This window comes from Myroides sp. N17-2 (assembly GCF_002286775.1).
Lineage (GTDB): Bacteria > Bacteroidota > Bacteroidia > Flavobacteriales > Flavobacteriaceae > Flavobacterium.
The window spans coordinates 23,553-36,184 of the sequence record NZ_NSGJ01000009.1; the positions used below are offsets into that span (position 1 = coordinate 23,553).

Here is a 12,632-nt window from a genome sequence, read left to right on the forward strand (position 1 = left end):
GTTTACAGTTTTTGCCTACGGCATTAAAGGATGTGTGGATTACGACTTATCAATATACCTATAACAGAAAAGCCTCAATCACTTGAGGCTTTTCTGTTTATTTCTTCATTAATTCATTGACAATCTCTTCTATAGAATATTCAAAATACTCACCTTGCTTATTCTTATTACGCATAAAGAGTTTATAGGAATAATTAGGACAGTTTAGCTTCAAAAAGGCGTCATAATACTCATCTAAGTACCACTTAAACTGCTGTTCAAAAGTAAGTACTTCTGTATTCTCAGGAACGTCAAAAACCTTAAGTATAGTCACTATCTCGATAATCTCTTCTCTACTAATATTTTTTACTAATAAAGGATCAGGCAATGCTATTCTAAAGGATAGCACCTCCGCTCCTTCTGCTTCCCAATATTCCCATAAGTCATACACAGACATATCTTTCCCAGTCAGTTGATGTAGCTCATCCTCTACTCTTTTGTACTCTATAAAGTCTTCATCCCCATACTCATCACAGAAGTCAGTATATCCTAATACAGCTTTTAGCACTATTGGATAACGCTCTTCTGCTACCTTCATTTGAGGAGCTATTTCACTTCTTAGACTCATATTAATTCTATATCGTGTTTTACACTATGTAGTCATTTACTGACAGAGCGTGATACAATTCATCAGATAGCACAATCCACGAACCCTCTGCCGAAGACACTAATTCCTAATTAAAAGGAGTGTAGCGCAACGAAACGACATAGGGCATATTCTTACTTAGCTCCTAGTGCCATTGCTACTTTCTTTGTTGTACTAACTTTACCCCACTCACCTAATAAAGCAATTACCTTAGCATTAGTCACCTTTACATTATTTGTATGAAGTACCTCTACATACTGCTCTAATAGCGTCTTTAATCCTTTGATAGGACTAGCTTCTAATTGTTCTAATATACTCTCTATTAGCAATTGTAATGCTTGATTATGCTGTACACTTACATTCATCATAAACCCTTGTATAGAATCTGTAAGGCGTTTTATCGTCACATATTCTTTCGCTTCTACCTTACCTATTATATATCCAAGTTGTTGTTGGTCTAATCGAGATACCTCTTTAATCCAATACTCTGCTACGAAAGCACGCGTTACCTTGTCATCACAAATCAACGCTAACCCTAAGAATAAGTAATATTTATCTGAGAATAGCACATTATTCATTTGTAACAAATAAGTAACAATCCCTTGTAATAATTTCTTCTCAGCCACTTCGAATGTCGAGCTACCACCATAGTGTAAGCATTGCTCCACAACAGCTATCAGTACAGCGTCTATCTGTCTTGGGTTAAGCGCTAGCAAATCAGCACTTAGTTTCGTATCCGTAATCTGATACATTATCAAGTCCATTAAATTTGCAGATTCCATACGATTACCTACCTCTGTCTTTGGCATCGCTTTATTAAGACGACTAAAGATTAAAGACAAATTAAAATCATAAGGTATCTTCTCAAACTTCAGTTTCTTATGTGTAAACGCCTTGTCTACTTGCTGTTTTGTTTTTTGGTCCCAATCCTTGTAAGTATGTCTCTCCTCAATCACTTCCCAATTGCCAAGCCAACCAGCACAATACTCTTGCTGTTCTTTTGTATAGTTCTCATTTGTCAAGCTGTCTAATGATTGATGAGGGTATTTAAGAGCTGCCGCTAATCTCCATACATCGTAGTAATCTGCTGACCCCTCTTTCACCTCTCCCTTACCTAGATAAAACTCTAATATGGCTAGTAACTCTCCTTTTAGTTGTTTCTTAGCTAGAGCTAATCCTGCTGCTTCTGTCTCCTTATCTATACGTGCTAAAGCGATCTGCAAGTCTACTGCATCTACTAATTCTCCTTGGTCTTGATAAGCCATTAATCGGCTGACTAGCACTGTAGCATCAATATAAAACGGTTCGTGTGTAGGCAAACTCAAGATAGGAAGTATGCGCTTCTCTTTGACCAATTGTAAGCTGTAATAATACATCGTCAGATAAGGACGCAGAGCCCCATAGTGATAACTAAGTCTATTACTAGGCTCTAGTTTCATTTCAGCTAGTGTAACCTTACTATTAACATAGGTCTCTTTATCTGCGTACTTCTTATATAGTTTATCTAATTCTGTTGTATTTATAGTGGTATCTGCCATCAGTATACGAGCCCATTCTAACAGCCAAAAAGCCAAGGCAGTCTGTACAGTAGTAGTTGACCACAAGTCCTTAAATGTTTTGAATACTTTATCAAAGGCAGGTAGTAATTGATCGATATGCTCTGTTGTAAGCTCGCCTTGAAGTCTGATGATAGCATCTATGGTCTGCTCAAAAGCATAATGACTCTCTAAGGTCTTCCAAGCTGAACAGTGAAAGATCAAATCTTCTATCGTCTCAATAGTTTGAACAGGTATCAACTGTACCTCTGTTTCTTCAATAGAATCTATTAAAGACATCGCCTCCTGAGCAGTCATATATCCACTAAATAAGGTCTTCGTCTCACTCATCATCATCTCTTGATAAACCTCTAATTGTAGAGACAAATCATCATTTGGCTTAGCGAACTTCGTCACTAACTTCGCTATCTTGGTTTGGATCACTTGATCCTGTAGATGTAAAGCACCTACTAAAGCCACTGCACTTGCATCCTTATAGGTAGGATGTGACTTCTCAAATACAGCTACTATCCTCATCACTTTATTGATAGTTGTCTTGATACTACTACTCACTAATATAGGCATATGCGCCACAAAGGTCTCTATCTGAAACTCCTTGTCCTTCGCTATGCGATATAGCAAATCTAAGGCAGTATTCACCACTTTAGAGATAGGACTATTCAGCAATTGGAATATATCCTCTTGCATCCCTATTAAATCTTTATCTGATAAATCTATCTTCGTCAATAAGTTCACATACCAGCCACATAGAGCTTGATTAGTGAACGTCATCGAAGCATTAATAGCTTCTTTGGCTACACGGTATTTATCAAGTTTGTGTTTTTTAATCAATTCACTGATAACCTCATTCCATTTAGTGTAGTTCATCCCTAATTCATGCTGAAACAAATACCAGAACTGTGTTTCAAGCAAAGCAGGATGTTTCTCAAACACCCCCGCATTATCACAAGATACTAATATAGAAGCCCAACTAGCATCAGTCAACGGCGTCTTAAAGGCACCTTTAGTATGCAAATCATACACAACATCTATATCTCTAAACGGATCACGTATCCATCCGTTAGCTTGAGAATCATTAAGATAATCCCCTAACCAATCAGGTACATACCAGTCCAACACTTGCTTATACACAGGTCCATCTACACCCCATACCCCTGTAAATTCTTTATATGTACAACAAGTCAAAACTGCTATATGCACAGTAGAACGTTGTTCTCTACTACCTCTCGGATGATAAGAATTAACATTACTCTCATTCTGTACATACTCCTCATAATACTTCCCTAGCTTAGAGATTTGCTTACTATGTGATAGTCTCTTTTCTGTTGGTGTATTTTTAAGTAATGTAAGTATTTCTGTAGTGTTTCCTGCTTCTACTAACTGTTCTACTTGGGTATAAAATATATCTTTACTCATGATGGTGCTTGTGTAGTTTTGTCGTTTGTTTTAAGACCGAAATATACGCTTTTAAAAAGGGATTATGAATAGCTAGATAAAGGGAATTAAAAGACAGTTGAGTGCAGACGGGTATCAAAAAAACGTGATATAGCCCGACAAATACAACACAAAATATATAACCTACTGCCGAAGGCACACATTCCTAATTCCTAACTCGTAATTCCTAATTCCCCGAAGCGCCTATTATCACACCAAAGTCTCCATCAGTCTGCTCCCACCCTTTAGAAGGCAAGTAAGCTCTTGACACAAAACCGTCTAAATACAGTGCATCCATACAGCCTAGTTCCTTAAATAATAGAGCGAAGTCATAGAAGTTGACTTTCTCTTTAGACATAGCGAAGACTACCTCGCCGTTCTCTTTTACGCCGACACCGTTGCGGATATTGAGGTTCGTAGAGCCAGGTGTGAAGACTGTATTAATCTCACCATTTAATAGCAATATCGGTCCTGACTGTGTAGCATATTTTATAGCTGTATTATGACTATATAATGACGTTGATACTACTTTCGCTTGATTATCTTTAGTGAGATAAAACACACCATTAGGTTGCAAATAGAAGTTGCCATTACCTCCTTTTAAAGTATCTAGAGGTGTATACATTTGGTAGTTTTCGATGTATAGTCCCTTAGGTGAATTATCAGGTTCGAACATCCCACCATTCATAGCAAAGACAAGCTTCTCTCCTTTCTCAGCTAACATCGTTTTAAGGTTCGCTAAGCTGTGTATCACTTCTCCTTGTTCGTTTTTCCAATACATCTTGATGTTCTCCTTAGCAGGATCACATTGATAAATGACATACTTCTGCTCTAATTGACTCCCTTGACAAGAGAACAACAGTAGAACGGTAAACAATATACTTATTTGAAACAACCTCATTTATTTGTTTTTTTGTGATGTTGTGATGTTGTGATGATGTGATATTGTGATGATGTGATGATGTGATGTTGAACAAATAAGCTTTTATAGTTTAATCAACTCATAAAAGCTTATTTATCTCAAACAAAAAAACGAAAAACCAAAATCACAAAAAAACTTTAATGATTACAGTTCATCCTTCAGCTGCTTAATATACTTCTCCCTTTCAGGATAATCAATACACTCTAAATAATCTGTTACCTCTGCTAGCCATTCTTCATTAGACTTGATCTTTACTTTAGCAACTGTCTTTTGTTGGAAATAAGGTCTGTCATCAAAAGCGTGAGCCAAGTGTTGATTCATTGACTCTGCAGTCTGAGGACTTACAGGTTTCCTTTCTGTTTTCGCTAAAGAATGTAGTATTCCTTTTTGGTAATCAGGGTTCATTATTGCTTCTTTATATTCTCCTGAGTATGCTAATACTACAGGTATATCTGTTTTTTCTAAGATAGCTGCTCTAAGTCTATAGTTGCCATCTATAATCCAATACCCACCAAGAGAAGGTATATACCAAGCAAATATAGGAGGAAGCGTCCCTTCTCTCGCCTTCTTTCTCCACCATTTTAGACGACCTGAGTGATCATCGACCTGACGTGAATATAATAACTCTCTATCCCAACGTGCATAAATAAACGAATCAAAATCATCTTCTGCGGCTATGGTAGTACCGTAATTAGGTGGTGAGGCAAAGTCTTTATACCCTTCAAAAAGCCATATAGCGTCATAAAAGAAGTGCTTATCTGACTCTACCATTTCCTCTGCAAAGTAGCGAGACCAAGACTTTAGACTCTCTTCACTAGACAGGCCTTTGCGCTTCTCTACTTCTTGAGAATTTATATTCTTAATGAGCCTACTCTCCTCTTCAAAGGTTCTTACTAATCCTATATCACAGAAGTCTCGACTTATCAATCCCCACATCACAGGTTTATCTTCACAGACCAACTTCATCTTACAATTCGAACCACTCAATAATCGCATAGCAGGTGGCGTTAACCCCTCTACGGTCAATTCTAATGCTTGCCATTGCTGACGTTCATCTACGATATCTTTCCAATAATATTTCATAGGGTATGCTTTATCTACAAGGTAAAGGTAAGGTGTTTTTACTAATGATAGAACTTATAGAGCATGATGTCCTTTGCGACGATATACTTCCACAGCGTATATACACAATCAATATAAGGTACAGACGCAATATTTTGAGTGTCACCCAAACCATACATTACGTGATAAAGATTGTGTGATATGCCATCCCAATTGCCAAAGGCACACATTCCTAATTCTTAATTAATAATTAATAATTGATTTCAAACCTCCTCATCCCCTCTCTATCATAATCTAACACTTCCACAAAAGAACCAATATTAGCTAACATCTTCAAAGACTTTTCATTTGCACTACGAGCAATACCCACTATAGTAGTGACTTCTGATTCGTGTGCTTTAACGTATTCTATCAGCCCTTCTGTTCCCTCTTGTCCATAGCCGTACTTCCAAAAGTCCCTACCGATAGAGAAGCCTATCTCTACTGCAGTTGGTGATTCGAAGAAGTACATTGCCGTACCGATTAATACCTCCGTATCTCTCTGTACTACAGCTAACCTTACCTTGACTCTATCTTCCCATTCACGATGTGCTTGTAAGACCATTTGCTCAGCATCATCAAGAGTTTCGAGAGGTTTACTTGCTCTGTGTTTCATTGCTTCCTTATCTGAGTAGATATGAAGTAATTGTTCTTTATCTTCTAAAACTAAAGGTCTGAAGTATAATCTTTCCATGGTGTCTGATTGTGGTGGGTTATTGTTTTTCTGTCTTATACTCTCTTTTTTCTACAAGGCTTGCTCCTGCTTCAGCACTAAGTCTCACGAACACTCTACTTGATAGTATCGTGATAATCCCCATTACTAAAAACGTGTATCTAAACACATCTACTCCCTGATCATTCATCCCTACAGTACTGTTTTGGAACATCATTAAGATCATAGCCGAAATAGATATACCTAGGCTTATCGCTAACTGTTGAGTCACTGATAGCAGAGTATTCCCTTCACTTGAAGTATCATTATCTAAGTCTGCTAAGGCTATAGTATTCATAGAGGTAAACTGTATCGCGTTAAATGCACCATTAAAGATCATTAACATCACCAGTACCCACATCGGTGTACTCTTAGTAATAAAGAAAAAACAACTAATAATAATCCCTGTCAATATTGTATTGACAATTAAGGTATTTCGATAACCAAACTTGCGCACAATAGGAATAACAAAATTTCTAAACACTAGGTTTGCTCCTGCTTGTGGAATCATCATCAACCCCGCAAAGAATGCTGAATATCCAAACCCTACTTGTAGTAATAAAGGTACCATTAGTGGCATGCCTCCTACTCCGAAGCGTGTAATAAGATTACCTATTAGTCCTACTCGAAGAGTTTTAATCTTAAACAGGCTCAGTCTGATTAAAGCTTTACTTGTCTTATTAGCATATCGAATATACCCTAATGTACAGATAACAGCTAATACCGCTAATAGAATTAGAGTAACAGCAGTGAACTGTGGTGAGTTCCATCGTTCTATAATCAAAGTGATCGTGGTTAATCCTCCACTTATAAGTATCCATCCTTTAAGGTCAAACTTACCTACTGTATTCTTAAAGTTGGGCACTAACTTTCTCGTCCATAGAATAGCGATAATTCCCACAGGTAAATTGATTAAGAATATCCAATGCCATGAGAACTTCTCTACTAAGAATCCACCTGCTGTAGGACCTAACATCGGGCCTATTAAGGCAGGTATGGTAATGAAGTTAATGATACCTAGCAACTGATCTTTCGGATAAGCATAGATTAAGATAAGACGAGCTACAGGAACTAGCATCGAACCACCTATAGCCTGAAATATACGAGCTAAAACTAACTGATCTAAGGTATTGGCCATTGAGCAAAACAAAGAACCTAGAGTAAATGTAGTAATTGCTACCATCAGCATATTACGTGTACCGAATCGGTCTGCTAACCATCCACTAAGTGGGATAAGTAATGCGACAGTTAGGGTATAAGACACGATAACACTCTGCATCTCTAAAGGTGACTCACCTAAACTCTTCGCTATAGAGGGTAATCCTGTGTTGAGGATAGTTCCATCTAATGCCTGCATAAATATGGCTAACGCAGCAAGCCAAGGCAAATACTTCTTTACCTTCGGGTCTTGTACAATCCCTATTTCCATAATGTTGTTATAGTATATTGGTCTTACATATATAAGGTCTAAAAGATTAAAATCACCTTATATACTTATGCTAAAACCGTTATTCTGATGATATATCAAATATAAATAATCCAATCAATTCCCACACTTGTCCTATGACAAGTTCGGTCTAATAAAATTGCGAAAAGACTTCTACTCTTCTAACAAAATCACAACATCACATCAATAAACATACCGAATGAATCTATAGTCTACTATATATACAACAATTCCCTATTCCTGCTGTTTAAATAATTTAGTAAAACTTTAAGGATTTGAGTGGTTTACAGTTGACGGTGAACAGTGAACAGTTTTAGACTTGCGTTTAAAAGGCTATTATTCTTACGAAGTGATAAAGTGAAATGAACTATTTAACCAGCCTAGACTTACGAAGTACTTAAGGGCCTAAGCTAGTGAGCGAGCGTCAATAGGTGCAAATTCTAAGAAACAAAATTCTGTTTGAGTGCTTAGGAGTTACAGCCTTTTCCCCCACGCCTCCTGTCCCATTCACTAAAGATGTCTACTAGACATCTTTTTAACGCTCTGTCCTGTTTCTTTTTTTGTGTCAAGACAAAAAAGAAAAGAAAGAAACCGCGTAGCGATAAAGATTAGTAAGTGATATAGACTGTTGTTATATTATAGAGTTACGAGTGATAATCCTCTCACAAACTCTGCTCTCACAAATTTTCGTAGGAGGACATGGTCTATGGAAGTATATTATCTGCCAACAGAACGAAATACCTTCCGTCTAACACATAACATATCTCTTCCGCATCATCTGCTGACAAAATATAATATAGCCTACACTTCCCATTTCTTGCACTATCTTGATAATACTAGCAGTATTCCTGAGGTATACGAGCCAAGACAGCGTTCCTCAGCAACAACACCGCACAGATACTTCTCGTATACCTCAACGATTAATAGACCTAATATAGCATTCATTAATGTATCACTCGATAAGGGTACCAATCAAATGAAGTCTCGTGTAGGGCAAAAAAGTGTGTTGGTAAATGCAGTCCGATTGAAGCAAGGCCTAGCTGTAAGGCTGTACTCTCTTCTACCTCCTTTAACTCTGTTCCTACTAATTGTTTATAGTGATCATTCAACTCATCAAAATAATATACCTTCATCTCACCATCAAAGACAATTGCAATTTCCTCGTCTATTTGTCCACCCCACATTTCACACTTATAATAGACAAAAGGCTGATTAAACTCAAGGTTCAAATACTGTAAATAAGCAAGTAACTTACACTGTTCCATTGTTAGATTAAGCGATAATACAACAGGTTCTACGGTAATATCTTTTATAAAGTCCCACTTTGTTGATTCATATTCCTTATAACGCTCATAGAAATCATTGTTCTTATCATCATAACTAGTTCTATACATCGATGGATTAATCACTAATAATCCCTCTTGAGGTACACTGTGCTTAATCTCTTTGCGTTCGTGATTATCATTCTCAAAGAAAATTTCTCTAGTCCACTGACTTCTAATTCCTCTCAAATCATCTACTTGAAACAATCCTTGTTGAAGCTCATTTATTCCTTTTAAGCATTCCATTAGCTTTGGGTTAGCTAATGTATAAACCTGCTCTGCATTCCAACTCATTGCTTTATTCTTTTTTTGCTAAGATATAATTATCTCATAAGTCTTCATCTTCTTTACTAATATTTAGTTTGTTTATGCGTTAGATTATTATTAACTTGCTGTTATACAACACAAAAACACAATCCCTATGATCAAATCACAATATAGTAATAGAGTAATCAATTTATTGCTCTTTATGCTTACCGTCGCTATCATTTTTGCATTCATCCTGTATTTTATGGCTGATAATTCAGGGGAAAGCCATACAGTATTTAAAACACACTACGGCTTCCTTGGAGGAGTCACAGTAGGAGTTGTCTTATTTATATTTAGTTTCTCTCTGACAATGACGATGGTTAAAGATGTTAGTATCACTGATAAGGAGATTATCGTTAGAAATCTAATAGGCGCTAAGAAGACCTTTTATAAACCCAATACAGTTTGTGCCCTAGGCTATACTAAAAGAGCGTTCTTCGGCGCGACACAGTATATCGTTATCCAAGAAGACAATAAGACAACCAAGATATTTGAGTTTACCTATAAGAATTTTGAAGAACTAAGAGAACAACTGATTATCGATGTTCAAGGAAATAGAAGAGCTTAATGATTTTACTATTATGTTAATATGAACATACAGTACTCTAACAATAAACCACATACACTTAGAATGAGTAAAATACGTATACTTTGTCTATTTTTACTTATTCCAGTGGCAATAATGTATTCTCAAAAGACTAAAAAGAAAAAGACCTTTATGCCACCACCCCCTGAAATAAAAGAATCTTATTGTAGTATTCCTAGAGCCGACATTTCTATAGAACTACCAATAAATGATTCTCTTAAGAGTACTAACCATATTTATATACAAGGAGAAACAGATAAAAGAGCTGAATATCTTGGAGGAATACCTGCCTTTAAAAAAGAGTTTATCTCAAAGTTTCAAATACCAACTGAACTAACAGAAACAACTAATAAAATACTATTGATCGTTAAAATCACAATAGAAAAAGATGGACTAATAGGTGATATCCAAGTATTGAGACATCCCGGTTTAACAACAGTCACAGAAGCTATTAGAGTAATAAAGGAAATGAAAACGTGGCAACCTGCACTTATAGACAATAAAGCAGTAAGAAGCTATTACACAATTCCTATTCAGATAAAGTATCAAGAAAGAAAAGAGAGCTTAGTGCAGATACACTAAGCTCTCTTTTTCTTTTATACGTTATAGTCCATTACTTGTTCCTATAAACCAATGGAGATAGTTCTAAGTGCAGTTTAAAGAATCTATTGAAGTAAGATATATTATCAAACCCTAATTCATAAGCACACTCCTTCACTGTCATATGACTGTGCTTAAGCAAATACTGTGCTTCTAGTAATATGCGCTCGTGTATCAACTGTAGGGCTGTCATACCTGTCTCTTCTTTAATAACCTCAGTCAAGTGCTTCGGTGTTATTCCCATCAGATCAGCATACTGCTGTACCGTCTTTAGTTCTTTAAACTTCTCTTCTAAGAATTGCTTAAAGGTATAAGTCAGTTGATACTGTCTATTCATTCCCTTGTGAAAGCCCAATAGACAATATTCACAAGCTCTGTTATAGTCATATAGTATCTCTATCAGCTTTAAGCGAATAATGTTAAGATGATAAGGTCCTTTCGTATCTAACTCCCAAGCTAGGTTATTAAAATTCTGTAACACGTGCTTAAACGAGTTCTCAAGGTTATACATCGGCGGATAGTCTACATTTAAGAACAATAGTTCGTCTACGATCATCTCCTTGACATAATTGCGATAGAGAAAACACTTTTTAAAGAAGATCTGTAATACTCTAAAATCCTCTGAAGCTTCCCCTCCTACATATAGTACTTCAGGGGAAATAATAGACATAGCTCCCTCTGTAATAGTAAACTTGTGATATCCCACCTTTAAGTCTATCTGTCCTTTAGTACATAAAATAAGCGTATAATAATCTTGTTTCTGTGGTGTAGGAATAATCAAATTATCCTTTCTCGTATAAAAGTCTATTTCTTTATTTTCTTCTAACTTCATCTTCCTTTCTATTAAGGGTACAAAATAAAACTAATTAAATACAACTGCACTTAATATTCTTTTAAATCCGTGAAATGTGCTATCTCTTCCGACTAATTTTACTGATCTACTGTAAAGAGCATACTATATAATACCTTCCCTCCATAATCACACAACTTAAAAGAATCTACATCTTGCTTAGTTAAAGAAAATAATACTCCTAAACAACCCATGGCAGTTTATTTATTTTTAACAATATAAACCAAAGCTTTAGCTAATCTATCCATATCTAAACTAAAATCAGGCGAACTGTAAAAGCTAGGTACAGTATATGATTCTCCATTGTTTAGAATGAACATACTATTTCGTTTCTCATTCCATTTACCAACTAGTATGTAACTTCTAGTTGTATTGTCATATATAGAAATATCATATACCACATTTATTCCTCCGGCATCTTTATAGCGTTTTATCTTTCCATAAGAAACAAAGCTTCCATTTTCTTTTTTACCAAATTCTCCTAAATCATTAAATATCCATTTCTGGTTACCAAACTCTTTCACATACTCTTCTGTTTCAACATAAGCTTTTCTATTTGCTTCCAAAACAGCTCTAATTTCAGTATCATCATGAGTCATAATTGCTTTAGCAGCATCTTTATCAATCCCCTGAGGAGTAAATATCTTATATGTTCCAAAAGTAAATTCATCAATAACTATTTTAGATTTAGACATACTCCATTTCTTATGTGTAGGAGTTACCAATACTACTTTTTCTTTGTCTTCAGGCAAATTAACCCTAACATAAAACTTCTGTCCATCCATAATACGTGGATCTGCAATAATAATAGGTTCATTCTCTAAAGTAGAAATAGTATAAACACCTTTTTCATCTAGTACATTAGCAATAGGATTCTTATCATAAATAACCTTTCCTTTTTTAAACACAACTTTCTGTGCCGCAACTAATGAAGTCACACTTAACATCAAACAAACTAGTAAATTTCTCATAGTACTTCTTTTTTAATAGGTTTTAAATTACATTAACACTAAAATTACAAAATAAACATATACACACCATGTCTTAACCATTTTATAATCAGTATATTTATCTACATAAAAGTAACATAATTATTTTAAACCCAAAATCAGTGATAGACATATCAACGAACAGTCAGTATACAAAATAGGTCTGAATTAGCTTCTCA

General features: G+C 35.7%; 11 protein-coding genes. 2 read left to right on the forward strand and 9 right to left on the reverse strand.

Annotated elements, in window-relative coordinates:
• Positions 1-97: 97 nt before the first annotated feature.
• The 7 genes from CF599_RS05975 to CF599_RS06005 form a co-directional block, all read right to left on the reverse strand.
• Positions 98-607: a hypothetical protein gene (locus CF599_RS05975; RefSeq protein WP_121965138.1), complete on the reverse strand. Its 510-nt coding sequence runs from the start codon at positions 605-607 to the stop codon at positions 98-100.
• A 152-nt stretch (positions 608-759) separates the two neighbouring features.
• Positions 760-3,597 (reverse strand): DUF6493 family protein, encoded by a 2,838-nt coding sequence (locus CF599_RS05980; protein WP_121965139.1) that lies wholly within the window; start codon positions 3,595-3,597, stop codon positions 760-762.
• A 205-nt stretch (positions 3,598-3,802) separates the two neighbouring features.
• A complete protein-coding gene (locus CF599_RS05985; protein WP_121965140.1) occupies positions 3,803-4,516 on the reverse strand; it encodes a phosphodiester glycosidase family protein in 714 nt (237 codons plus the stop codon).
• Between the two features lie 165 nt (positions 4,517-4,681).
• Positions 4,682-5,620, reverse strand: a complete 939-nt coding sequence (locus CF599_RS05990; RefSeq protein ID WP_121965141.1) for a ParB/Srx family N-terminal domain-containing protein — start codon at positions 5,618-5,620, stop codon at positions 4,682-4,684.
• A 229-nt stretch (positions 5,621-5,849) separates the two neighbouring features.
• Positions 5,850-6,332: a GNAT family N-acetyltransferase gene (locus tag CF599_RS05995; protein WP_121965142.1), complete on the reverse strand. Its 483-nt coding sequence runs from the start codon at positions 6,330-6,332 to the stop codon at positions 5,850-5,852.
• 19 nt (positions 6,333-6,351) lie between these two features.
• Positions 6,352-7,779 carry a multidrug transporter subunit MdtD gene (mdtD, locus tag CF599_RS06000; RefSeq protein WP_121965143.1) on the reverse strand — a complete coding sequence of 476 codons (1,428 nt, stop codon included), beginning with the start codon at positions 7,777-7,779 and terminating at the stop codon, positions 6,352-6,354.
• Between the two features lie 962 nt (positions 7,780-8,741).
• Entirely contained in the window at positions 8,742-9,413 is a 672-nt protein-coding gene (locus CF599_RS06005) for a hypothetical protein (protein WP_121965144.1), read from the reverse strand.
• Positions 9,414-9,540: 127 nt separating this feature from the next.
• Between CF599_RS06005 and CF599_RS06010 the strand changes: the two genes are divergently transcribed.
• A complete protein-coding gene (locus CF599_RS06010; RefSeq protein WP_121965145.1) occupies positions 9,541-9,996 on the forward strand; it encodes a hypothetical protein in 456 nt (151 codons plus the stop codon).
• 63 nt (positions 9,997-10,059) lie between these two features.
• On the forward strand, positions 10,060-10,596 hold the full coding sequence (locus CF599_RS06015) for an energy transducer TonB (protein ID WP_158221767.1): 537 nt from the start codon (positions 10,060-10,062) through the stop codon (positions 10,594-10,596).
• 31 nt (positions 10,597-10,627) lie between these two features.
• Here the strand turns inward: CF599_RS06015 and CF599_RS06020 are convergent, their stop codons facing one another.
• Positions 10,628-11,446 (reverse strand): helix-turn-helix domain-containing protein, encoded by an 819-nt coding sequence (locus CF599_RS06020; RefSeq protein WP_121965147.1) that lies wholly within the window; start codon positions 11,444-11,446, stop codon positions 10,628-10,630.
• A 218-nt stretch (positions 11,447-11,664) separates the two neighbouring features.
• On the reverse strand, positions 11,665-12,435 hold the full coding sequence (locus CF599_RS06025; protein ID WP_121965148.1) for a hypothetical protein: 771 nt from the start codon (positions 12,433-12,435) through the stop codon (positions 11,665-11,667).
• Positions 12,436-12,632 lie beyond the last annotated feature (197 nt).